Origin of the sequence: Streptomyces sp. NPDC093252 (assembly GCF_040683675.1) — a bacterium.
Taxonomy (GTDB): Bacteria; Actinomycetota; Actinomycetes; order Streptomycetales; family Streptomycetaceae; genus Streptomyces.
Map to the genome: position 1 here is coordinate 65,487 of NZ_JBFBEM010000020.1, position 23,155 is coordinate 88,641.

Annotated in this window: 22 protein-coding genes and 1 pseudogene; 10 read left to right on the plus strand and 13 right to left on the minus strand. The window is 74.3% G+C overall.

Going from position 1 to position 23,155, the window contains the following annotated elements:
* The first annotated feature begins 46 nt into the window (after positions 1–46).
* Positions 47–1,303, plus strand: a complete 1,257-nt coding sequence (locus AB0O01_RS33105) for an FUSC family protein (protein WP_365319285.1) — start codon at positions 47–49, stop codon at positions 1,301–1,303.
* Between the two features lie 98 nt (positions 1,304–1,401).
* Positions 1,402–2,472 carry a hypothetical protein gene (locus AB0O01_RS33110; protein ID WP_365319286.1) on the plus strand — a complete coding sequence of 357 codons (1,071 nt, stop codon included), beginning with the start codon at positions 1,402–1,404 and terminating at the stop codon, positions 2,470–2,472.
* 479 nt (positions 2,473–2,951) lie between these two features.
* Here the strand turns inward: AB0O01_RS33110 and AB0O01_RS33115 are convergent, their stop codons facing one another.
* A complete protein-coding gene (locus AB0O01_RS33115) occupies positions 2,952–3,680 on the minus strand; it encodes a DUF2470 domain-containing protein (protein ID WP_365319288.1) in 729 nt (242 codons plus the stop codon).
* A 158-nt stretch (positions 3,681–3,838) separates the two neighbouring features.
* Entirely contained in the window at positions 3,839–4,447 is a 609-nt protein-coding gene (locus AB0O01_RS33120) for a helix-turn-helix domain-containing protein (protein WP_365319290.1), read from the minus strand.
* A gap of 126 nt (positions 4,448–4,573) precedes the next feature.
* Between AB0O01_RS33120 and AB0O01_RS33125 the strand changes: the two are divergent.
* Positions 4,574–6,134: pseudogene (locus AB0O01_RS33125) on the plus strand (cytochrome P450).
* Here AB0O01_RS33125 and AB0O01_RS33130 read toward each other — a convergent pair.
* From AB0O01_RS33130 to AB0O01_RS33140, 3 genes are all read right to left on the minus strand, one after another.
* Entirely contained in the window at positions 6,093–6,920 is an 828-nt protein-coding gene (locus AB0O01_RS33130) for a pentapeptide repeat-containing protein (protein WP_365319292.1), read from the minus strand. The pseudogene AB0O01_RS33125 and the gene AB0O01_RS33130 overlap by 42 nt on opposite strands.
* 326 nt (positions 6,921–7,246) lie before the next feature.
* A complete protein-coding gene (locus AB0O01_RS33135) occupies positions 7,247–7,996 on the minus strand; it encodes a PIG-L deacetylase family protein (RefSeq protein ID WP_365319294.1) in 750 nt (249 codons plus the stop codon).
* Positions 7,997–8,054: 58 nt separating this feature from the next.
* On the minus strand, positions 8,055–9,356 hold the full coding sequence (locus tag AB0O01_RS33140) for an alpha/beta fold hydrolase (protein WP_365319296.1): 1,302 nt from the start codon (positions 9,354–9,356) through the stop codon (positions 8,055–8,057).
* A gap of 271 nt (positions 9,357–9,627) precedes the next feature.
* On the opposite strand from AB0O01_RS33140, the gene AB0O01_RS33145 reads away from it, so the two are divergent.
* Genes AB0O01_RS33145 through AB0O01_RS33160 form a run of 4 tightly spaced genes read left to right on the plus strand, consistent with a single transcriptional unit; the run spans position 9,628 to position 13,708 of the window.
* Complete coding sequence (locus AB0O01_RS33145; protein ID WP_365319297.1) at positions 9,628–10,383, plus strand: (Fe-S)-binding protein; 756 nt, start codon at positions 9,628–9,630, stop codon at positions 10,381–10,383.
* On the plus strand, positions 10,380–11,861 hold the full coding sequence (locus AB0O01_RS33150) for a lactate utilization protein B (RefSeq protein ID WP_365319299.1): 1,482 nt from the start codon (positions 10,380–10,382) through the stop codon (positions 11,859–11,861). Before AB0O01_RS33145 ends, AB0O01_RS33150 begins: the two co-directional genes overlap by 4 nt.
* Positions 11,858–12,520, plus strand: coding sequence for a lactate utilization protein C (locus tag AB0O01_RS33155; RefSeq protein WP_365319301.1), 663 nt, complete (start codon positions 11,858–11,860; stop codon positions 12,518–12,520). Before AB0O01_RS33150 ends, AB0O01_RS33155 begins: the two co-directional genes overlap by 4 nt.
* Before the next feature lie 33 nt (positions 12,521–12,553).
* The gene (locus tag AB0O01_RS33160) at positions 12,554–13,708 is read left to right on the plus strand and encodes a betaine/proline/choline family ABC transporter ATP-binding protein (RefSeq protein WP_365319303.1); all 1,155 of its coding nucleotides are present in this window, start codon (positions 12,554–12,556) and stop codon (positions 13,706–13,708) included.
* Between the two features lie 51 nt (positions 13,709–13,759).
* Here the strand turns inward: AB0O01_RS33160 and AB0O01_RS33165 are convergent, their stop codons facing one another.
* The 5 genes from AB0O01_RS33165 to AB0O01_RS33185 all read right to left on the minus strand — a co-directional run bounded on the left by AB0O01_RS33165 (position 13,760) and on the right by AB0O01_RS33185 (position 17,707).
* Entirely contained in the window at positions 13,760–14,704 is a 945-nt protein-coding gene (locus tag AB0O01_RS33165; protein ID WP_365319305.1) for an ABC transporter substrate-binding protein, read from the minus strand.
* Entirely contained in the window at positions 14,701–15,372 is a 672-nt protein-coding gene (locus AB0O01_RS33170; protein ID WP_365319306.1) for an ABC transporter permease, read from the minus strand. The genes AB0O01_RS33165 and AB0O01_RS33170 overlap by 4 nt, the downstream gene beginning before the upstream one ends.
* Positions 15,369–16,106: an ABC transporter permease gene (locus AB0O01_RS33175; RefSeq protein WP_365319308.1), complete on the minus strand. Its 738-nt coding sequence runs from the start codon at positions 16,104–16,106 to the stop codon at positions 15,369–15,371. The genes AB0O01_RS33170 and AB0O01_RS33175 overlap by 4 nt, the downstream gene beginning before the upstream one ends.
* A gap of 272 nt (positions 16,107–16,378) precedes the next feature.
* The gene (locus AB0O01_RS33180) at positions 16,379–16,945 is read right to left on the minus strand and encodes a TetR/AcrR family transcriptional regulator (RefSeq protein WP_365319310.1); all 567 of its coding nucleotides are present in this window, start codon (positions 16,943–16,945) and stop codon (positions 16,379–16,381) included.
* Positions 16,946–17,002: 57 nt separating this feature from the next.
* A complete protein-coding gene (locus tag AB0O01_RS33185; RefSeq protein WP_365319311.1) occupies positions 17,003–17,707 on the minus strand; it encodes an SDR family oxidoreductase in 705 nt (234 codons plus the stop codon).
* A 341-nt stretch (positions 17,708–18,048) separates the two neighbouring features.
* Between AB0O01_RS33185 and AB0O01_RS33190 the strand changes: the two genes are divergently transcribed.
* Positions 18,049–19,023: an NAD(P)-dependent alcohol dehydrogenase gene (locus tag AB0O01_RS33190; RefSeq protein WP_365319414.1), complete on the plus strand. Its 975-nt coding sequence runs from the start codon at positions 18,049–18,051 to the stop codon at positions 19,021–19,023.
* A gap of 183 nt (positions 19,024–19,206) precedes the next feature.
* Here AB0O01_RS33190 and AB0O01_RS33195 read toward each other — a convergent pair whose 3' ends face one another.
* From AB0O01_RS33195 to AB0O01_RS33205, 3 genes are all read right to left on the minus strand, one after another.
* Entirely contained in the window at positions 19,207–19,587 is a 381-nt protein-coding gene (locus AB0O01_RS33195; protein ID WP_365319313.1) for a cupin domain-containing protein, read from the minus strand.
* A 260-nt stretch (positions 19,588–19,847) separates the two neighbouring features.
* The gene (locus AB0O01_RS33200; protein WP_365319315.1) at positions 19,848–20,837 is read right to left on the minus strand and encodes a pyridoxal-phosphate dependent enzyme; all 990 of its coding nucleotides are present in this window, start codon (positions 20,835–20,837) and stop codon (positions 19,848–19,850) included.
* A complete protein-coding gene (locus AB0O01_RS33205) occupies positions 20,834–21,694 on the minus strand; it encodes a PAS domain-containing protein (protein WP_365319316.1) in 861 nt (286 codons plus the stop codon). The genes AB0O01_RS33200 and AB0O01_RS33205 overlap by 4 nt, the downstream gene beginning before the upstream one ends.
* Positions 21,695–21,837: 143 nt before the next feature.
* Between AB0O01_RS33205 and AB0O01_RS33210 the strand changes: the two genes are divergently transcribed.
* Together AB0O01_RS33210 and AB0O01_RS33215 are read left to right on the plus strand one after the other, a co-directional pair.
* Positions 21,838–22,332: a DUF6153 family protein gene (locus AB0O01_RS33210; RefSeq protein WP_365319318.1), complete on the plus strand. Its 495-nt coding sequence runs from the start codon at positions 21,838–21,840 to the stop codon at positions 22,330–22,332.
* A 106-nt stretch (positions 22,333–22,438) separates the two neighbouring features.
* Positions 22,439–23,113 carry a DUF305 domain-containing protein gene (locus AB0O01_RS33215; RefSeq protein WP_365319320.1) on the plus strand — a complete coding sequence of 225 codons (675 nt, stop codon included), beginning with the start codon at positions 22,439–22,441 and terminating at the stop codon, positions 23,111–23,113.
* Positions 23,114–23,155 lie beyond the last annotated feature (42 nt).

The following is a 23,155-nucleotide window of genomic DNA, read 5'->3' on the forward strand; positions in this document are numbered from 1 at the left end:
CGGCTCCGAGGTGACTCCGGGGCCGCCGCGCGGGAACACCCCTGTGATGCGCAAGGTACGGAAGTGGTGGACGCGGGCCGTCCGGGAGGTGTGGCGGCGCAGCCGCGATCCGGTGATCGTGCAGATGCTGCGCTCCACCTTCGCGGCGACGATCGCCTATGTCATCGCCCTGCGGCTGGGCCCCGAGGCGGCGCCGCTGACCGCGCCGCTCACCGCGCTGCTGGTGGTGCAGGTCACCCTGTACTCGACGCTCACCACCGGGATCCGCCGGGTCAACTCGGTGGTGGCCGGGGTGCTGGTGGCCATCGCGTTCAGTCTGCTGGTGGGGCTGACCTGGTGGAGTCTGGCGCTGGTGATCATGGCCGCGCTGACGGTGGGGCATCTGGTGCGGGTCGACGAGTTCGTGCCCGAGGTGGCGATCAGCGCGATGCTGGTGCTCGGGGTGACCGCGGTGGGCGACACCGCCTGGTCCCGGGTGGTGGAGACGCTGATCGGGGCGGTCGTCGGGCTGGCCTGCAATCTGCTGATCGCGCCGCCGGTGTGGGTGGACGAGGCGGGCGCCTCCATCGAGGAGCTGGCCCGGCGGGTGCGGCAGCTCATGCTGCGGGTCGGCGAGGAGGCGGCCGGGCGCACCCCGCCCCAGGAGGCGGCCGAGCGGCTGCACGAGGCGCGACGCCTGGACCACGACATCAGCGGGGTGGACGCCGATCTGCGGCAGGCCGAGGACAGTCTGCGGCTCAATCCCCGGGTGCGGGAGGGGCTGCTGCACCGGATCGTGCTGCGCACCGGCCTGGACACGCTGGAGATCTGCACGGTGGTGCTGCGGGTCATCGCGCGCACCCTGACCGATCTGGCCAAGGTGCGGGAGCCGGAGCCGCTGTTCCCGGGCCGCAGCGGGGAGTTGGTCGAGCAGTTGCTGTCGGAGGTGGCGGACGCGGTGGTGAGTTTCGCGGTACTGGTCACCACGAGTGTGAGCGTGAGCGCCGAGTCGGCGGAGTCGCGGCTCGACGCGGAGCTGCGGCAGGCCGCCGCCACCCGGGACGCCCTGGACGGGCTGCTGCTGGACGCGGTGCGCCACGACTCCCGGCAGTGGCAGCTCTACGGCGCGATCCTGACCGAGGCCACCCGGATCATCGACGAGCTGGACACCGAGCACCGCACCCGCCGTCTGTTCGAGGAGCTGGACCGGCATTCGCGCGAGCAGCGGGAGCGCCGCCCGCGGATCACCCGGCTGCGCGACCGGGCCCGCGCCTCGCGCCGGGCGATGCGGAACCGGGCGGCGGGCACCGGACGTTCTCTCTGAGGAAGCGCGGTCCGCGAAGGGCCCCCGCCGGAGGTCCCGGCGGCGAGTTCCGGGGCGGGCGGCACACGGGCGGGGCGGACACAGGGGGGACGGCACGGATGACGAACGCGGGCGCGAGCGCGACGGGCGGGACGAGCGGCGCGGGCGGGGCGGTACGGCTGGAGGGGAACACGCTGCGGCTGCCGGGCGGTGCGGCGGTGCGGTTCATCAGGACGCTGCGGCTGCCGGAGACGGGGACGCACGCGCTGCCGCCCGGCCTCGGCGACTTCCCGGTGCGCCGGGTCGCGGACTACCCGGACACGGCGCCGCCGGAGTGGCTGGCGCGCGGCGGGGTGATGCTGCCGGTGTATCTGCGCGAGGCGATGTGGCTCAGCTTCGACGCGACCACGGAGCCCGCGGCGCTCCAGGTCGGCGTGGGCAAGGTGTGCGCGGTGTCGGGCGAGCCGTGGAGCGACCGGCTGACGCGCGTTCCGCAGAACTATCTGGTGCTGCCGCGGCAGCCGTGGCTGGACGGCATCAACTCCGGCGAGGGCACGGTCCGGCAGTTCGTCGCGGTGCCGCTGGGCCTCGGGGCGACCGTGGAGGGCCAGGTGACGGGCGAGGAGGTGTGGGGCGGCATCCAGCTCCAGTCGTTCGCGCTGACCGACCGGGCACTCGCCGCCTGGCGCGAGAAGCAGCGGCAGTTGACCGCGGAGCGGCGCAGCGCCAAGACGTTCAAGGCGTCGATGATGGGCGCGGGCGCGGGCCCGGTGGCACCGGCACCGGCGGGGGCGGCCCGGACGCGGGGTACGGCGATGGGGCTGGGCGTCGGCGGGTCGATGCGCCAGGAGGTGTATCGCGACGACCGTCCGGCGTCGGACTGGGCGACGGAGCCCGCCGGGCGGGTCTTCGTGCATCTGGTGACCCCGCCGGAGTGGCGCCGGATCACCGGTGAGGCCCCGCCGCCGTCCCCGGTGGACCGCGCGGCCTACACCCGGGCGGGTCTGCCCTGGTTCGACTACTACGACGAGCAGGCCGCGGACCTGGCCCCGGCGGACGCCCTGGGCGGGGTCCAGCCGGTCGGCGACTGGCTGGGCGACGACCACGAGCCGTGGCAGGAACCGGCCCCGCAGCAGATCAAGCCCCTCGGGGACGCGCAGGGGAAACCGGTGCAGGACGGCCAGTGGTGACCCTCCGGGCGGCGACCGTGCCCGGCCGGGGGAGGCGGTCGCCGGGGTGAGCGGGCGCGCCGCCCTGCCGGGGCACCTCCCCGCCGGGGCGGCCCGGCCCGACCGGGACCGGCCGAGGACGAGAGCCGCCGGGCGCGGGCGCCGGGCGCGCGGTGGGCAGTCACCGGGACGGCCAGTAGATGTATCGGGCGGACCCGGGCGGGCTGGGCGCACGAAAGCCGCACCCGGGACGCGGTGCAGCCACCCGGCGCCCGGCTACGGCTACGGCTGGACGGTGCCCTCGGCGGCGGCTTCCGGCTGCCGCTGGACCCGGCACTCAGCCGCGGGCTCCCCGGCTTGACCCGGCACCCAGCAGCGGCCTCCCCGTCCCTCGGCCCCCGCGCCGGACGGTGGGCGGCCCGCGGTGCGTCCGCGTATCGGCGTCCCGGCGCCATCACCGCCCTCCGGGCGGACCGGGCGGGCGGCAGCGCCGGGCGGTGTCACCCGTCGCCGTCGGTGCGCTGGCGCTGGAGCGCGGGGCGGGAGCAGGCGGCGGCACCGGCCTGGGCGAGCAGCACATGCATCCGCTCGGTGAGCTGGGCGACGGTGTCGGCGGGGCTGTGGAACGGCAGGCGTACGTCGCCGTGGGCGCGGCTGCGTTCGATGCGCAGGGTGAGTCCGTGGCGGTCGACGGCGAGCGGCTGGACGCGCACGGCACCGAGCAGGCTCTCGGGCTCCACCAGCCGGGTGAGGCGTTCGACGGCGTCGGGGTGGGCGTCGGCGAGGTGGGTGAGGAGCCGGGCCTCGGCGGTGGCGAGGGGGTCGGGGCGGGCGGCGGCGAACTCGTCGAGGTCGACGACCTCGGCGCCGGACGGCTGGTGCAGGACGATCCGGGTGGCCCGGAAGACGAGATGGCCGTCGACGCAGGAGAACCAGCCGGCCAGCCAGAGCCGGGCCCGGATCCGCTGGCGCACGGGGACGGGGGCCACATCGGCGAACTCCAGGACGGCGGACGGCTCGCCGCGCGGGGCGCAGATCGCCGCGGCGAGCAGCGCGCTGTCCTCGGGCACGTGCAGCAGCACCCGGCCGTCCTCGGCGGTGTCGTGGGCGCCGAGGAACTCCTCCCGGCCGCCGTCCGCGGTCACCGTGCACGACCAGGCGGCGGCGAGCACCGACCGAGCGCGTTCCGCCGCGCCGGGCACGGCCGTCCAGGGCTGGCTGTCGCCCATGCGAACCTCCTAAGGTTAGGCTTGCCTAACTTAGCGGACTTCGGGGCCCGCGCCAACCAGGCGCACCGCGCGTTCACACAGGGGTCACACGACGACCGGCCCGGCATCGCTCGATGTCAGCGGCGCATAAGAAGACCCTCCCGGCCCCGGCACGGGCCTCAGCCGGCGATGACCCCCAGCAGGGCCCGCGCGCACAGCTCCCGCACCTGTTCCCGCGTCAGCTCCGGCCGCCGCAGCCACTCCAGACAGACGGACGTGGTGAACGCCAGCCAGCCGCGCACCGCGAGCCGCAGCTCCGGCCGGGCCGCGACGACCGGCCCGAACTCCGGGTCCGCCGCCAGCGCGGCGAGGATCTGCCGTTCCTGCGCGGCCAGCGCCCGCTGGTAGATCCGTCGTACGGCCTGGTCACCGGCCGCGTCCGCGCGGTGGAAGGCGCGATAGCCGTGCGCGTGCTCCCGGACGTACTCCAGATAGGTGTCCAGGCCCTCGGTGAGCCGGTCGCGGACCGGGACGCCGGGGCGGGGGGCCGTCATCCGCAGCATCCGTTCGCTCTCGCGCTCCACCACGCCCGCGAAGAAGTCCCGTTTGGTCGGGAAGTAGTGGTAGAGCAGCCCGCGCGAGACGCCCGCCAGCTCCGCGACCCGCTCGATCCGCACCTCGTCGTACGGATGCTCGGAGAACAGGCGCGCGCCGACCGAGAGGAGTTGGGCGCGGCGCTGCCCGGTGGAGAGCCGGCGGCGGGTCCGCTCGTCCTGGTTCGCGGCCATGGCGGCACCCTACGGCACCGTGCCACGCGTTACTTGACGCAGATTCAGCAACGGCACGACACTGGACCCGGCTATTGAACGCACGTCCAACAACAGCAGCCGCCACCGAGCCGAGGGAGGCCGCGCATGGCGGAGACGACGGAGTCCGCGACCGGCGGGGCGGCGCCCGGGAGGGGCCCGCTGCCGAAGGGGTTCCGCAGTGCCGAGCGGGGCTGGCCGGAGCTGGCGCGGATCCCGCACCCGCCGTACCGGGTGCCGCTGGCCGGTGATGTCCTCGGGTCCCGGCCGGGCAGTCCGCTCCAGGACTCGCTGCGCCACGGCCGACGGCTCGGCCCGATCTTCCGGCGGCGGGCCTTCGGCAGGGAGTTCGTCTTCGTCTGGGGCGCCGATCTGGTGGCCGAGCTGTCGGACGAGTCCCGGTTCGCCAAGCATGTGGGGCTCGGCATCGCCAATCTCCGCCCGCTCGCCGGGGACGGGCTCTTCACCGCATACAACCACGAACCCAACTGGGGGCTGGCGCACCAGGTGCTGGCGCCCGGTTTCAGCCGGGAGGCGATGGCCGGGTACCACCCGATGATGCTGGACGTGGCGGAGCGGCTCACCGACCGCTGGGACCGGGCGGCGGCGCGGGGCCGGAGTGTGGACGTGCCCGCGGACATGACCAGGCTGACCCTGGAGACCATCGCCCGCACCGGGTTCGGCCACGATTTCGGGTCGTTCGAGCGGTCCCGGCCGGCATCCCTTCGTCACCGCGATGGTCGGCGCCCTCGGCCACGCCCAGCGCCTCAACACCGTGCCCGCGCCGCTCACCGGGCTGCTGCTGCGCCGGTCGAGCCGCCGCAACGCCGCCGACCTCGCCCAGCTCAACCGCACCGTCGACGACCTGGTCCGCGCCCGCCGCACCACGAGCGGGCAGGGCGACCTGCTGGACCGGATGCTGGGGACGGCCCACCCGGAGACCGGTGAGCGGCTGTCCGCCGAGAACGTCCGGCGCCAGGTCATCACCTTTCTCGTCGCGGGCCACGAGACGACCTCCGGCGCGCTCTCCTTCGCCCTGCACCATCTCTCCCGCCACCCCGAGGTGGCCGCCCGCGCGCGGGCCGAGGTCGAGCGGGTCTGGGGGCCCACCGCCACCCCGGGCTACGAGCAGGTCGCCCGGCTCCGCCTTGTCCGCCGGGTGCTGGACGAGACGCTGCGGCTGTGGCCGACCGCCCCGGCGTTCGCCCGCGAGGCCACCGAGGACACCGTGCTCGGCGGGGAGCACCCCATGCTGCGCGGCGCCTGGACCCTCGTCCTGACTCCCCTGCTGCACCGCGACCCGCGCGCCTGGGGCCCGGACGCCGAACGCTTCGACCCCGACCGCTTCGAGGCCCCGGCGGTTCGGGCTCGCGCACCGCACACCTTCAAGCCGTTCGGCACGGGCGCGCGGGCCTGCATCGGCCGCCAGTTCGCGCTGCACGAGGCGACCCTCGTCCTGGGGCTGCTGCTGCGCCGCTACGACCTGGCGGCCGACCCGGACTACCGGCTGCGGGTGACGGAACGGCTGACGCTGATGCCGAGGGGACTGCGGCTGACCCCGACGCGCCGGACCCCCGCCGCCGCCCGCCCGGCGTCGGACGCCCCTCCCCCGCCCGACCCCCTCCCCTCAGACCCCGGCGGCTGTCCAGTGCGCGGGCCGGGTCACTGACCCCGGCAGCCTGGTCCCCGCGTTGCCGCGGGCCGCCTCGACCTGGGGCTGGGTGAGGAAGAAGGCGTCGGTGAGATCGGCGTCCGAGAGGTCGGTGTCGCGCAGGTCGGCCCCGAGGAAGTCGGCGCCGCGCAGATCCGCGCGGGTGAGATCGGCGGCGATGAGCAGCGCCCCGCGCAGATGCGCGCCGCGCCACCCGGCGCCGGGGAGGCGGGCGCCGACCAGTTCGGCCCCGCGCCGGTCCGGTCCCCCGGTGCCCGCGCGGACCAGCTCGCTCACCCGCAGCAGCAGGGCGCCCACCTCCTGCCGGTGCGCGGCCACATCGAGCGCCATGAGTTCCCCGGGGGTGCCCCCGGTGAGCCGCTCGGTCCGCTCCAGGGCCCCGCGCACCTCGGCGTGGACCGGGCGGGCGGCGGGCAGGGTGAGCGCCTCCGTCAGATACCGCAGCAGTTCATGGAGCTGGCGGACGACGGGGAACACCTCGAACATCCGGCGGCGCCGCTCGGGCGGTCCGGCCCGCCAGTCGACCCCACCGAAGACGACCTGCGAGACCTGCTGCCCCGCGCCGAAGCAGTCGTAGACCGTGCAGCCCCGGTAGCCGCTCTCGCGCAGCCGCGCGTGGATCCCGCAGCGGTGGTCGGCGCCGAGGTTACGGCAGGGTGTCCCGGCGGGCTTGTCGACGGCGAAGTCACTGGAGCGGGCGAAGGGCAGGGCGGCACAGCACAGCCCGAAGCAGTTCGCACAGTCACCGCGCAGAACCGCCGGGCCGACGGAGGGATCTCGCATACGGGTCAGCCTAATGACCCGGGGGGAGGGGGCTGGCGGGGGCCGACGTGGGGCGTGAGGGGGTGAGCGCGGGCGGGGGTGGGTGGAGACCGGCGGGGAGGTGGGCACGGGTGGAGGCCGGGGAGGCCCGGAGGCCCCGGTAGTCCCCGGGAGGGCCGATGAGGCCCGGAGGCCGTGAGGATGGGCCGCACCCCGAGGCACCGCCCCCGATCACCCCAGGGCACCGCCCCCGATCACCGCAGAGCACCGCGCCTCATCACCCTGGAGCACGGCACCCCATCACCGCAGAGCACCGCCGCCCGATCCCCGCGGAGCACCGCCCCCCTTCACCGCGCGAACAGCTCGAACGCCACCGCAGGGCGCCCCCCGAAGCGGGTGCCCGCGTCCCTCGCGTAGCCGGTGAGCAGGTCGCGGGCGTAGGTCTCCGGGTCGGTGTCGGTCAGGGCCTCGATGTAGGCGCGGTGGGCGAGCAGGGAGCGGATGGCGCGTTCCATGCCGTCGGTGGCGTCCACGGCGTGGGTGGGGGACGTCGATCCGGCGACGGCGACCCAGCGGACCCCGTCCCAGGGTTCGAGGCCCCGCTCGGTGAGTTCCGGGAAGATCCAGCGGTTCCCGGCGTCGCCCGCCGCGTCCAGGGTGGCCCGGCCGACCGCCACATGGTCGGGGGTGTTCCAGTGGACGCCGCCCCAGGTGTCCCGGTGGTTGAGGGTGATGACCAGTTCGGGGCGGTGGCGGCGGATCGCGGCGGCGATGTCCCGGCGCAGCGCGACGCCGTACTCGACGACCCCGTCACGGTGGTCCAGGAACTCCACCGTGGACACCCCCACTTCGGCGGCGCTCGCCCGCTGCTCGCGCTCCCGCAGCGGGGCGGCCAGGGTCGGCTCCAGGGTGTCGATCCCGGCCTCGCCCCGGGTCGCGAGGACATAGGCAATCTCGCGGCCGCCGTCCGTCCAGCGGGCGACGGCCGCCGCGCACCCGTACTCCAGGTCGTCCGGGTGGGCGACCACGGCGAGGGCGCGCCGCCAGTCCTCCGGCATGGGCTCCAGCGGGGTGCTCGTCGCCTCTTCGTCGCTCATGCCGGAAGACTAGGGCCTGCCGTGTGGATCATCCAGGCCCGTGCTCGCCGGGGCCGGGTCAGACCTCGTCGCGGGCCAGCGCCAGGAGCCGGTCCAGGACCCTGGTGCCGCCCGCGCGGACGCCGTCGTGCTCGAACTCGTCGGTCACCCAGGTCCGCAGGCCCCGGATGGCGCGGGCGGTGGTGAGGGAGTGGGCGGTGTCGACGTACATGTCGTCGTGGTAGACGGCGGCGGCGACCGGGACCTCGTTGGCGGCGAGGCGCCCGGTGTCGTACAAGGGGCGCCAGTCGGTGCGGGCGGCGAGGAGTTCGGCGGTCTCGCGCAGCGGGCGCAGCGCGGGGTCGCAGTCGAACATCCAGGGGTGCACGGACTCTCCGGTGAACAGCAGCGGCCCGTCCCCGGCGAGGGTCTTCGCGGCGTCGAACTGCGGGAACTCGGCGCGGATCCGCTCCGCCGACCAGTCGGTGGGCCGGTCGTCCCGGCCGTAGATGGCCTCGTGGACCAGTGCGTAGAGCGGGTGGCCCGCGTAGGAGAGGAGGGTCTGGACCTCCTCCTGGAAGGCGTCGGACAGGGCGCTGCCGCCCGGGGTGCGGACGAAGGCGTCCTCCAGGAGGTAGTGGAGGCGGTGGCTGCCGTCGCCGCCGCCGAGGAGGATGCCGAGGGACTGGAACGCCTCGACGGTGAGCCGGTAGCCGCCCGGGAGGACGACGTCGTGGGCGAGGAGATGGTCCGCGATGCGGCGGGCGCGCTCGATGTCCTGGGGGTAACGCGCGTAGTGGGCGGCGACCTTGCGCTCGACGCGCGGGTAGGCGGCGCGGTAGACGTCGTCGGCGTGGGCGTCGAGGGAGGGCAGTCCGCCGGTGATGATCGCGGTGCTCAGGCCCTCGGGCGCGGCGGACAGATAGCGCACGGCGCAGAAGCCGCCGAAGCTCTGGCCGAGGACGGTCCAGGGCTTGCCGCCGGTCAGTTCGCGGCGGATCAGCTCGCAGTCCCGGACGATGGCGTCGGAGCGGAAGTGGCTGAGGTAGTCGGCCTGGGCGGCGGGGTTGCCGCGCAGCGGGAGGGTCTGGCGGTTGGCGGGGGTGGAGCTGCCGGTGCCGCGCTGGTCCAGCAGGAGGACGCGGTACTCCGTGAGGGCCCGTTCCAGCCAGGACTGGCGTCCGATGAAACGGTTCGCCCCGAAGCCGGGGCCGCCCTGGAGGAAGACCAGCCACGGCAGGTCCCGGCCCGCCTTGTCCCCGGCGACCACCTCTCGGGCGTAGACCTCGACGGTCTCGCCGTCCGGGGCGTCGTGGTCGAGGGGGACGGTGAAGCGGTGGTCGGTGAGGACGACGCCTGGCTGGCGGTAGCTGACGCTCAACGGGTCTCCCGGTGCGGACGAGGTCGGTGGGCGCGTCCCAGTTCAGCACACCCCGGCGCGGTCCGGACCGGCGGGGATCACCCGGGCAGGCTGAACGGACGGTCAGCACCGGGCGCCCCGGGGCCGTCCGCGCGGGGGCCCGGTGCGGTGCCCGGTGCTCGCGATGCCGCCCGGCAGGTCCCCGAAAGGCACCGGTCCCGCGTACCGTTGCCCCACAAGACCTCCGATGAACCATGACTCATGGACGGCCCATGGACAATGAGGAGCTGCGATGCGTGTCGCCCTGTTCCTGACCTGCGTCAATGACACGCTCTATCCGAACACCGGCCGCGCGGTGGTGAAACTGCTGACCAGGCTGGGTGTCGAGGTGGATTTCCCGCTGGCGCAGACCTGCTGCGGCCAAGCCCACTACAACACCGGCTACCGTCATGAGGCCGAGCCGCTCGCCCGGCACTTCTCCGATGTCTTCGGGGAGTACGAGGCGATCGTGACCCCGTCCGGGTCGTGCGCGGCGATGGTCCGGGAGCTGTATCCGCGCCTCGGGGAACGGGCTCGCGCGGAGGGCCGGGGCGGCGCACTGGCGACGCTGCTGGCGGCGGTCGTACCGAGGACGTACGAGCTGACCGCGTTCCTGGTGGATGTGCTGGGGGTGACGGATGTCGGGGCGTACTACCCGCACCGGGTGACCTATCACCCGACCTGTCACGGGCTGCGCTCGCTGGGGCTCGGGGACCGGCCGGCCCATCTGCTGCGGGCGGTGAAGGGGCTGGAGCTGGTGGAGCTGCCGGGCGCCGAGGAGTGCTGCGGCTTCGGCGGGACGTTCGCGCTGAAGAACGCGGCGGTGTCGGCGGCGATGGGCGGGGACAAGGTCCGCAACGCCGAGTCGACCGGCGCCGAGGTGCTGTGCGCGGCGGACAACTCCTGTCTGCTGCATCTGGGCGGCACGATGACCCGGCTGGACGCGGCCCTGCGGCCGGTGCACCTCGCGGAGATCCTGGCGAGCACGGAGGAGGAACCCGCGCGATGAGCGGCACGTTCATGGGGATGCCGGCCTTTCCGGAGGCCGCGCGCGAGGCCGTGCGGGACACCACCCTGCGGAGCAATCTGCGGCACGCCACGCACACCATCCGCGCCAAGCGCGCCGCCGCGGTGGCCGAGGTGTCCGACTGGGCCGCGCTGCGGGAGGCCGGACGCCGGATCAAGGACCACACCCTGCGCCATCTCGACACCTATCTCCTCCAGTTGGAGGAGTCGGTCACCGCCGCCGGGGGCACGGTCCACTGGGCCGCCGACGCCGACGAGGCCAACCGGATCGTCACCGCGCTGGTCCGCGCGACGGGCGAGACGGAGGTGGTGAAGGTCAAGTCGATGGCCACCCAGGAGATCGGGCTGAACGAGGCCTTGGCGGCGGCCGGTATCCGGACCTACGAGACCGATCTGGCCGAACTGATCGTGCAGCTCGGCGACGACCGCCCCTCGCACATCCTGGTCCCGGCGATCCACCGCAACCGGGGTGAGATCCGGGACATCTTCCGCCGGGAGATGGGCGCCTGGGGCCGCCCCGCCCCCGAAGGCCTCACCGACACGCCCGCCGCGCTCGCCGAGGCGGCCCGGCTGCATCTGCGGGAGAAGTTCCTGCGCGCCAGGGTCGGCGTCTCCGGCGCCAACTTCATGGTCGCCGACACCGGCACGATGGTCGTCGTGGAGTCCGAGGGCAACGGACGGATGTGCCTGACCCTGCCCGAGACGCTGATCTCCGTCGTCGGCATCGAGAAACTGGTGCCGACCTGGCGGGACCTGGAGGTGTTCCTCCAGACGCTGCCGCGCTCCTCGACGGCCGAGCGGATGAACCCGTACACCAGCACCTGGAGCGGGACGACCGGTGGGGACGGGCCCTCGGTGTTCCATCTGGTGCTGCTGGACAACGGGCGCACCGACACCCTCGCCGACGAGGTCGGCCGGCAGGCGCTGCGCTGCATCCGCTGCTCGGCCTGTCTGAATGTGTGCCCGGTGTACGAGCGGGCGGGCGGGCACGCCTACGGCTCGGTCTATCCCGGCCCGATCGGGGCGATCCTCAGCCCGCAGTTGCGCGGGACGGGCAGCGCGATCGACGCCTCGCTGCCGTACGCGTCGTCGCTGTGCGGGGCCTGCTACGAGGTGTGCCCGGTCGCCATCGACATCCCGGAGGTGCTGGTGCATCTGCGGGAGCGGGTCGTGCAGGGCGGCGCGGCGGTCCGGGAGGGCAACAGGGTGGTGCTGAGACCCGCCAAGGGGCACGCGGCCGAGCGGGCGGCGATGCGGGCGGCCCGCTGGGCGCTGGAGCGACCGGGCGCGCTGCGCGCCGGTCAGCGGCTGGCCGGGCGCACCCGGCGCTTCCACCCCCGGACCCTGCCCGGCCCGGGACGGGCGTGGAGCGGCACCCGCGATCTGCCCGAGGTACCGGCGGAGCCGTTCCGGGACTGGTGGCTGCGCACCAACGGCGGCAGGGAAGGCGGAGCCCAGTGAGCGGCGACGGCAGGGAACGGATCCTGGGGCGGGTGCGGCGGGCACTGGCGGACGTACCCCGTGACGACGGAGTGCCGTACGCGGCGGCGATCGAGCGGGCGTATCTCCGCGAGCACGGGCAGCGGACCGCCGCCGAGCGGGTGGAGCTGCTCGCGGAGCGTCTGGGGGACTACCGGGCGGTCGTGCACCGGTCGACGGCGGCGGAGCTGCCGGACACGCTGGCGGGGGTGCTCGCCGCGCACGGCACGGGCACGGTGCTGGTGCCGCCGGGGCTGCCGCCGCGGTGGCTGAGTGCGGCGGACGCCACCCGGGTCCCCGACCGGGCCGCGAGCACCCCGGCCGAACTGGACCGGGTGGACAGTGTGGTGACGGGTTGCGCGGTGGCGGTCGCCGAGACCGGCACGCTCGTGCTCGACGGGAGCCCGGACCAGGGCCGGCGGCGGATCACCCTGATCCCCGACCACCACATCTGTGTCGTGCGGGTGCCGGAGCAGGTGGTGGCGTCGGTCCCGCAGGCCCTCGAACGCCTCGACCCGGCCCGCCCCCTGACCTGGATCTCCGGCCCGTCGGCCACCAGTGACATCGAACTGGACCGGGTGGAGGGCGTGCACGGCCCGCGCCTGCTGGAGGTGGTGCTGGTGAGCGGCGAACACCGATGAGCGGGGCGGGGGCGGCGCGGCTAGCGTGAGGGGATGATCCGGTTCGAGCAGGTCACCAAGCGGTACCCGGACGGGACGACGGCCGTGGACCACCTGAGCTTCGAGGTGGCCGAGGGCGAGCTGGTCACCCTGGTCGGCCCGTCCGGCTGCGGCAAGACCACCACGATGATGATGGTCAACCGGCTGATCGAGCCGACCTCGGGCCGCATCCTGGTGAACGGCGAGGACATCATGACCGTCGACCCGGTCCGGCTCCGCCGCCGCATCGGGTACGTCATCCAGCAGGTCGGTCTCTTCCCGCACCGGACGGTCCTCGACAACACCGCGACCGTGCCCGCGCTGATCGGCTGGAAACGGGCGAGGGCCCGGGAGCGGGCGGCGGAGCTGCTGGACCTGGTCGGCCTGGACCCGGCGACCTACGGGCCGCGCTATCCGCATCAGCTCTCGGGCGGTCAGCGCCAGCGGGTCGGGGTGGCGCGGGCGCTGGCCGCCGATCCGCCGGTCCTGCTGATGGACGAGCCGTTCGGGGCGGTCGACCCGGTGGTGCGCGAACAGCTCCAGGACGAGTTCCTGCGGATGCAGGCCACGGTCCGCAAGACGGTGCTGCTGGTCACCCATGACATCGAGGAGGCGGTCCGGCTCGGCGACCGCATCGCGGTGTACGGCCGGGGCCGGATCGAGCAGTACGACACCCCGGGCGCGGTGCTGGGCAGGCCCGCGTCGCCGTATGTCGCCGGGTTCGTGGGCGCGGACCGGGGGCTGAAGCGGCTGTCGGTGACCGAGATCGAGCCCGGGGACCTGGAACAGCCGCCGGTGGTGCGGATGGACGAGCCGGGGGCGCGGGCGGCGGCCCGGCTGCGGGCGGACCGGGCGCGCTGGGCGGTGGTGCTGGACGCGGACGGCGATCTGCACGGCTGGGTGGGCCTGGAGGAGCTGGAGACCGCCGAGGACGTGGGGGCGCTGGCCCACCGGATGAACGCCTGGGTCCCGGTGGGCGCCCCGCTCAAGCAGGCGTTCGGGGTGATGCTCCAGCACGACGCGGGATGGGTGGCGGTACTGGACGGCTCCCGCTTCCTCGGGGTGCTGACCCCGGCCAAGTTGCACGAGGCGCTGCGCCGCTCGGTGGACGCGGACGCGCAGGGCGTGGAGCGGGACGAGGTGGACTTCGACTCGGTGTCGGACGCGTAGCGGGCCGGGCCCTCCGGGCGGGGCGGGTTTCCGGGGGCGCGACGGGTGTCTTCAGTCCAGCAGGCCCTTGTCCTTCAGGTAGGCGCGGGCCACGTCCTCGGGGAGGCGGCGCCAACTGTCCACCTGCTCGTTCATCGACGCCAGGTCGGCGGTGGTGAGGACCTCGTTGAGCCAGTCCAGCGCCTCGGTGACGCCGGGGCCGCCCGCGCGGGCCCGGTTGACGACCGGGACGACATAGTCGGCGTTCTGGAGGTGCTTGTCGTCGGCGAGCAGGACCAGGCCGAACTGGTCGAGGGTGGCGTCGGTGGTGGTGGTCAGCACCATCTGGTCCTGCCCGCTCTGCACCGCCCGTTTCGCCTGGGTGGTGCCGACGCCCTTGGGGTCCACGGCGGTGATGTCGATGCCGTACACCTTCTTCAGGCCGGGTTCGCAGTACGGGCGCTGGACGCATTCGTCACCGGCCGCGAGCCGGACCGGCAGGCCGGAGGCGCCGAGGTCGCTGAGGGTCCTCAGCCGGTGCTCGCGGGCGTAGGAGGCGGCGACGGCGAAGGCGTTCTGGTCGACGGCCCGGCCCGGGTCGAGGACGGTGAGGCCGCGCGGGGTGGCCAGTGCGCGCAGCGCCTTCATGGTGGCGGCGAGGTCGGGTGAGCCGACCGGGGGTGCCTCGGGGCCGTGGGTCTTGGCGTTGAGCCAGTCCGCGAAGGTGGCCGCGTACTCGGGGACGACATCGATCTGGCCGGACTCCAGGGCCGGTTCGTACAGCTCGCGGTTGGCGACGGTGAGGAAGGACGTCCGGTAGCCGGCGCGGCCGAGGAGGAGCGCGTAGAGCTGGGCGAGCAGATCGCTCTCGGTGAACCCGGCCGAGCCGACGGTCAGATCGCGGCTGTCGCCGGGGGACGCCGTGACCTCGCCGCGGGTCTCCAGGGAGGGGCCGGTGGAGCAGGCGGCGGTGAGGGCGAGCAGGACCGCGCCCGCCAGGACCGTGCGCGCGTTCATCGGGTGCCCCGCGCCCAGGCCGGGGCCATGCGTTCGGCGATCTCGAAGACGCCCTCCACCAGCAGGGCGAACACCGCGACCAGGAACGCCCCGGCGACCACCATCGGGGTGCTGGCCAGATTGAACCCGGCGGTGATGATCCGGCCCAGCCCGCCTCCGCCCGCCAGGGCGGCGATGGTGGCGGTGGCGACGAGCTGGACGGCGGCGATCCGGACCCCGGTCAGGATCATCGGGGACGCGAGGGGCAGTTCCACGTGAAACATCACCTGCCGCCCGCTCATGCCCATGCCGCGCGCCGCCTGCACGGTGGCCCGGTCGACCTCCCGCATCCCGACATAGGCGTTGGTGAGCAGCGGCGGTACGGCGAACAGGACCAGGGCGACGACGGTGGGGCCCTCACCCCAGGCACCGACCGGGGTGAGCAGCAGCAGGACCAGCACCGCGAAGGTGGGCACCGCGCGGCCGATGTTGGAGAGGTTCACGGCGAGCGCGCCGCCCTTGCCGAGATGGCCGAGGACCAGGGCGACCGGCAGGGCGATCAGACAGCTCACGGCCAGGCAGACGACGGTGAGCACGAGGTGCTGGAGCAGCCGCTGTCCGATGCCGTCGGCGCCGGACCAGTGGGCGGGGTCGGTGAGCCAGTGCCAGGCGTCGGTGAGGGTGTTCATCGGCGGGGCACCTCGGGGGCGGGGGTGGCGCGGGCCGTCGGGGCGGGGGCCGGTGCGGCGCGGGCCGTTCTGGTCCAGGGGGTGAGGAGCCGCTGGGTGCCGAGCAGCAGCAGATCGGCGAGGACCGCGATGACCACGCAGAGCACGGACGCGGTGAGGACCTGTGCCTTGAAGAAGGTGTTCATCCCGGCGTAGATGAGATTGCCGAGCCCGCCGTAGCCGACGATCGCGCCGACGGTGACCAGGGAGACCGCGGAGACGGTGGCGATCCGCAGCCCGGCCATCGCGGCGGGCAGGGCCAGCGGCAGTTCCACGGTGAGGAGCTGGCGGACCGGGCCGTAGCCCATGCCGCGGGCGGCCTGCCGGGTCTCCTCGGGGACGGCCCGCAGCCCGGCGAGGATGTTGCGCACCAGCAGGGTCAGCGAGTACAGCACCAGTCCGGCGATCACCAGCGCCGGGGAGAGCCCGTACAGGGGCAGCAGCAGGGAGAACATGGCGAGCGAGGGGATGGTGTAGAGGATCGTCGTCACCGCGAGGACGGGGGGCGCCGCCCAGCCCCAGCGCCGGGCGAGCACCGCGAGGGGCAGCGCGAGCAGCAGCCCGATCAGCACGGCGACGAAGGTGAGCTGGAGATGCTGGAGCACCGCGTCCACGAGGATCTGGCTGCGGGTGCTCAGATACGCGCCGCAGATCCAGTCGTTGCGCGCGAGACAGTCGTCCGGGGGCGCGGCCATGGGTCCATTGCAGCGGCGGGGGCGGGGGGTGGCGCGTTGGGGGCGGCCGTTCGGGGTGGGGTGGGGGCTCTGGGGTGGGGGTGGGCGTGCTGGGGGGTGGTGCTGGGGGGTGGCCCGTGTAGGGGCCCGGTGTTGGGGGTGGCGGCCTGTGTCGGGGGCCGGTGCTGGGGGGCGGCCCGTGCAGGGAGCGGGCGTTGCAGCGGGCGGGGCGTTGGGAGGGGCGGGGCTGTGGGAGGGGCGGGCGTTGCGGCGGGGTGGGCGTTGCGGCGGGGCTACTTCATGCCTGCCGCGTCCATCAGGGTCGTCGCCATGGTGGTCGCCAGGCCGTCGTCCAGGGTCTCGACGCCCGCTCCGGCGCGGGCGCTCGCCCCGTCGAAGACCAGGGTGAGCTGGCGGGCGAGCAGTCCGGGATCGTGGGCGCCGCCCTCCTCGGCCAGGGTGCGGAACACCGACCTGAGCCGGTCCTTGGCCTCGCGGGCGACCCGGTGCGCCGGATGCGCCGGGTCCTTCAGCTCGACCAGCGCGGCCAGATAGGGGCAACCGAGGTAGGCGGGGTCGGCGGCCGACTCGGCGAGGCACGCGAAGACATGGAGAACCCGCTCGCGCGGGGTGCCGGAACCGGCGCGGAAACGGGCCTCGTAGCTCTCGTTGCGGCGTTCCAGACCGGCCGCGAGCATCTCCTCCTTGCTGCTGAAGAGCTGGTACATGGACCGCTTGGAGACCCCGGCCGCCCGGCACAGCGCCTCGACGCCGATGGAGACGCCCTCGCGGTAGGACAGTTCGGCCGCCGCGTCGAGCAGGCGGTCACGCGGGGACGCCTTGGGCGTGGTGGTGGCCATGGGGCCGAGGCTACCGCGCCGGGCGGCCGGAGGAAACCGATCGGTGTCCACGGGGTGCTACCGGGCGGCGAGCTGTGGGTAGAGCGCGGCGAGGTCGCCGGACAGGGCCGCCTTCACCTGGCGGGAGCGCTCGTCGGCGAGCACCTCGGGGGCGTCGGCGGCGATGCCGTCCAGCGCTTGTGCGGCCACGCTCTCGGGGCTGGTCTTGGCGTCCTCGACATGGGCGGCGAGGTCGGTGTCGACCCAGCCGACGTGCAGTCCGGTGACACCGATGCCGCGCGGGGCCAGCTCCAGGCGCAGGGAGTTGGTCTGCGACCAGAGGGCGGCCTTGGAGGCGCTGTAGGAGCCCGCGTACCCGACCCAGGAGAGCACGGAGTGGACGTTGAGGAGATGCCCGCCGCCGTTGCGCTCGATGACCGGCACGAAGGCGCGGGTGACGAGGAGCGGTCCGTAGAAGTTGGTCTCGAACTCGCGGCGCACATCGGCCACGGGTGAATCGAGGAAGTCGGCGTTGACCGCCGCCCCGGCGTTGTTGATCAGGATCGTGACGTCCCCCGCCCGCTCGGCCGCCGCCGCCACGGACGCGGGGTCGGTGACCTCCAGGGCGAGCGGTACGGCGTCGGGGTGGGTGACCGTGCGCGGGTCGCGGGCGGTGGCGTACACCGTGCGGGCACCGCGCTCGTACAGGGCGGCGACCAGGGCACGGCCGATGCCGCGGCTGCCGCCGGTGACGAGGGCGACGGAGTTCTCGATGACGGTCATGGGATGTCCTCGGGGAGGGAGAGGGGAGGAGGGGGACAGGGGTGGCCGTGCCGTGCGACTCGGGATGTGGGACACGGGCACTCCCGCCCCCTGGAAACCGATCGGTTTCCTCTGGCACGACCCACAGTAAACCGATCGGTTTCCAGGGGCAAGGGCGGAGCCACCGCGAGACCACGAGGCATGAGGAGACAGCCCGGGACACCCCGAGGTGCCCCGGAGGCGTATCCGGGGGTGATTCAGGGTTCGCCCCCGATGCCCGGGCGGGGGCGGCGTCCGTACGCTCGTGGGCAGGGGTCGAGGCGGGTCTCATGACGGTGGCCCGATGGCTGAGGGGGGTCTCGGTGAAGGCAGTGGTGCAGGACCGGTACGGCGGCTGGGACACGCTGGAGCTGCGCGAGGTGGAGCGGCCCGCGCCCGCGCCGGGCGAGGTGCTGGTCCGGGTGCGCGCGGCGTCGGTCAACGCCTACGACTGGCACTACCTGCGCGGCGACCCCAGGATCGCCCGGCTGGCGTTCGGCCTCGGCAGACCCCGGGCGGCGATCCGCGGCCGGGACTTCGCCGGGGTGGTGGAGACGGTCGGCGCCGGGGTCACGGGGCTCGCGCCGGGCGACGAGGTGTACGGCGAGGCGGACGGCGCGTTCGCGGAGTTCGTGTGTGTGGCGGACGGCGCCGTGGACCGCAAGCCCGCGCGGCTCACCTTCGAGCAGGCCGCCGCGATGCCGCTGGCCGCGAACACCGCGCTGGTCGGCCTGCGGGACGTGGCGAAGGTGCGCTCGGGCACGTCGGTGCTGATCAACGGGGCCTCCGGCGGGGTCGGCACCTTCGCCGTCCAGATCGCCACGGCGTACGGCGCCGGGGTCACCGGAGTGTGCAGCGCGCGCAACGCGGAGCTGGTGAGGTCGCTGGGCGCGGGCCGGGTCGTCGACTACGCGCGGGAGGACTTCACCCGCTCCGGGGACCGCTACGACGTGGTGCTGGACCTGGTGGGCAACCGCTCCCTGGGCGATCTGCGGCGCGCCCTCTCCCCCGGCGGCACGCTGGTCCTGTCGGGCGGCGGCTTCTACGAGGGCGGGAGTCTGCTCGGCCCCCTGCCCCTCTTCTTCCGGCGCCGGATGCTCGACGCGTTCGTCAGGGAGCGGCTGCGCGAGCTGCCGGCCAAGCCCCGCAAGGAGAACCTCGCGGCCCTGCGGGACCTGGTCGACACGGGGAAGGTCATGCCGGTGGTGGAGCGGACGTTCCCGCTGAGCGGGGCGGCGGACGCGATCCGTCATCTGGAGGTGGAGCATGCGCGGGCGAAGATCGTGGTGACGGTGTGATGGGGTGAGCCGGTGTGAGTGGCGGTACCGGGTACCGGTATCGGTATTCGGTGCCGGTAACGGCGAAGGGGTTGGGGTGGAGGTGGGGGTGGAGGCGGGGGGTGCGAGCGCGCAGCCTCCCTCGCCCCCACGCCCCTCACCCCGCCGCGCTTCACCGCACCCGCGCCGGGCGCGGTGCTGCTTCTACGACTGCCCGGACTGCCCGTCCTTGGCGCGGGCGTAGTCGTTGGCCATGGACCCGGCGAAGTCGTAGACCACGACCTGTTCGTCACCGACCACCCAGGCGTCATGGCCCGGGGAGAGCACGAAGACATCGCCGGGCCCGACCTCGCCCTCGGCGCCGTCGTCCGTGCGGATCCGCATCCGGCCCTGGGCGACATAGCCGTTGTGGTGGATCTGGCAGCTCGCGGTCCCGGCGAGCTGGGCCAGGGACTCCGACCAGCGCCAGCCGGGCTCGAAGGTGGCGATGGCGAAGTCCAGTCCGGTGAGGTGGACCGTTTCGAGGTGGCCGCGGGGGAAGTCCCGTCGCTCGTCCGGTTTGTCGAGCGTCTTGGTCTCGAACATGACGCTGCTCCTTTCCGGCCGCAGGGCGCTGCGACCGGGTCCGGTCTCCGTCTCCCGCTCACCCGCCGCGAGCGGCGTCGGCGGGGCCGGGCCCCTCGTTCTCCATCCTCCGCCCGTCGGCACGGCCCGCGCCAACGGAAGACGCCGGGACGGCTCCGGGCAGCTCTGGACGGCTTCGGACAGTCCCTGACGGCACCGGGCGGCTCCGGGCAGTCCCTGACGGCACCGGGCGGCTCCGGGGTCGCGGGAGGGAGGAGCCCTCAGACCGTCGTGCCGCACAGTTCGGTGAAGCGGTGGGTGTCGATGTTGCCGCCGGAGACGATCACTCCGATCCGGGCACCGGGGAGCGGGGCGGTCCGGCGGCTGAGCAGCGCGGCCAGCGGAGTCGCGCCGCTGGGTTCCACGACGATCTTCAGCCGGTCGAAGGCGAACCGCATGGCCGCGCGGATCTCGTCCTCGCCGACCAGCGCGATCTCGTCGACCAGCCGCCGGTTGACGGAGAAGGTCAGCTCACCGGGGGTGTGCAGGGCCTGGCCGTCGGCGATGGTGCGCGGTACGGGGATGGTCACCCGGTGGCCGGCGGCCAGGGAGCGCCGGGTGTCGTCGCCGGACTCCGGTTCGACGCCGATCATCCGGATACCGGGGTGCAGTGCCTTGGCGATGGTCGAGCTGCCCGCGATCAGCCCGCCACCGCCGACGGGGGTGAGGAGCGCGTCCAGTTCGCCCGCCTCCTCCAGGAGTTCCAGCGCGGCGGTGCCCTGACCGGCGATGACATGGGGGTGTTCGTAGGGCGGGATGAGGGTGAGGCCGCGTTCGGCGGCGAGGGCCTCACCTAGGGCGACCCGGTCCTCGGTGTAGCGGTCGTAGGTGACGATCTCGGCGCCGTAGCCCTCGGTGGCCGCGCGCTTGGCGGCCGGGGCGTCCTCGGGCATCACGATGACGGCGGTGGAGCCCAGTTCACGGGCGGCGAGGGCGACGGCCTGGGCGTGGTTGCCGGAGGAGTAGGCGGCGATGCCCCGGGCCAGTTCGGCGGGGGTGAGGCGGGAGGCCGCGTTGTAGGCGCCGCGGAACTTGAAGGCGCCGACCCGCTGGAAGTTCTCGCACTTGAGCAGCACCTCGGCGCCGGCCAGGGCGTCGAGGGTGCGGGAGCGCAGGACCGGGGTGCGGTGGGCGACACCGGCGAGTCGGGCGGCGGCGTCCCGGACGTCGTCCGGGGTGACGGGCGGCGGGGTGGTGGCGGTCGTGGTCACGGGCGTTCTCCCTGGGGTGCGGGGCGGGTGCCGGGGGCTTCCGAGGGGCCGGGGGTGTTGAGGGTGTCGGGGGTGATGGCGGGGGCGGTGTCGGGGGTGTGCTCGGCAGGACGCCCGGGACCGGCCCCACCGGCCGTGGCCTCCCCCTCCGGTCCCTCCCCCTCCGGCGCTCCGTCCCGCGACTGGGACAGATAGCTGTACGCCGAGGCGCGGGAGATGCCGAGGCGGCCGGCGACCTGCTCGACGGCACGGCGGACGGCGAAGACACCGCGCTCGTCCAGGCGGCGGAAGAGGGCGAGGCGGCCGGGGCGGTCGAGGGCGGCCCAGGTGGTGTCCTGGTGGGCGTCCACCAGGGCGTCGACCACCGCGTCGATGTCGTTGCCGAAGGTGGTGACCGGATCCAGGGCCCGTACGGCGACCGGCCCGGCGAGGGCGTCGAGCAGCGCCCGCGCCCGCTCCACCGCGTCCGCGTCGACATTGACGCACAGGGCGCCGAAGACCGCGCCGGTCGCGTCGCGGAGCAGCATCGTGGAGGACTTGACGAGGTGCCCGGTGCCGGTGCGGGTGAGGTAGTTCAGCTCGTCCTCGGCGGCGTCGCCCCGGGACAGCGCCCGCAGGCCGATCTCGCTCATCGCGCCACCCACGGCCCGCCCGGTCAGCGACCCGGCCACGGCGACGACCGACCGCTCCGGCCGCCGGTAGTCGTGCAGCACCACCTCGCACACCGGGCCGAAGGTCGCCGCGATGCCTTGGACCACCGGGGTCAGCGCCGCGAGGATCGCGTCCCGCTGCGCCTCCCGTTCCGGTCCCTCCCTCTGTCCTTGCACCTGTCCGCCCACCTCTGACACCCTCCCCATACATTGGACGAAAAATCCAACTCCTGGACTCTCAGTCTAAACACACACGGCACCGTACAGCTCCGGACGCGGTCGGGGCCGTACGGGTGTCCGACGGCGGGGCGGCGCCCGGCGCTGTCGGTGGCGGCCTCTACGATGGCCCGGTGACCAGCACCGCGCAGCGCACCGGCCGGCGCCCCTCGGGGCACGCGGTGCTGCTGCTGGTGTTCGTGGTCCTGGCGGGGGTGCTGGCGATGCACGGGCTGGGCCCGTCCGGAGCACCCGCGTCGCACTCGGCGCACGACACGGCGGCCCCGAGTACGGGCGCCGTCCAAAGCACCGCTCACAGCTCGGACCAGAACGCCGCCCCCGGCGACCCCATGACCCCGGCCCCCGTCACCACCCCCACCCCCCGCGCCCCCCACACGATCCACTGTGTCGAGGCGACAGCCGGTGACGGCGGCTCCGGGCATCTGCGGCACGCCGACATGACCTGTGCCGCGAGCGGCGTCTCCACCTCGTACGCCAGTCCCGCGCTCGCGCCCGCCCACGGCGACCCGGCGACGGTGCCGCTCGGGGCCGGGGGGCGGGTCGCGGCGGCCACCGGGGGTGACCGGGCGCCGCCCGATCTGGCGCAGTTGCAACTCCTGCGGATCTAGAGACACCCGCGCGGCACCGGCCTGCCCGGCGCCGCGCCGCCGTCTGTCTCTTCATCCCTTCTCGCGCCCGTCATCCCGGGCGCGCGGCACAAGGAGTTCCAGCAGCATGACCGCACACCGCACATTCTTCCGCCGGTCCGCCCTCGCGGCGGCCGGTACCGGGGCCGCCCTCGTCCTGGCCGCCTGCGGGTCCGGGGACGGTTCCGCCGGGCACGGCGGCGGCCACGACGGTTCCAGCGCCTCGACGTCGGCCTCGGCCTCCGCGTCCGCGTCGGCGTCCGCGCCGCAGGGCGAGCACAACGCCGCCGACATCGCCTTCGCGCAGGGCATGATCCCGCACCACCGGCAGGCGGTGGAGATGGCCGACCTGGCCGCGACCCGCGCCGGGTCCGAGGAGGTCAGGACCCTCGCCGAGGAGATCAGGGCGGCACAGGACCCGGAGATCCGGACGATGACCGGCTGGCTCACGGCCTGGGGCGAGGAGGTCCCGGCCGAGGAAGCCGGAGGGCACGACATGTCCGACATGGAAGGTGATATGTCGGGGGACATGTCCGGAATGATGACCGACGACGAGATGACCGACCTGGAGAACGCGTCCGGGGAGGCGTTCGACACCGCGTTCCTGACCCTGATGGTCAAGCACCACGAGGGCGCGGTGGCCATGGCCGAGACCGAGAAGAAGGACGGCGCCTACCGGCCCGCCCTGGACATGGCCGACGCCGTCATCACCACCCAGTCCGCCGAGATCGAGCGCATGAACGGGATGCTCGGCGGGAGCTGACCCGGCGCGCACGGGGCGGGGCCGCCGGGCCCCGCCCCTCTT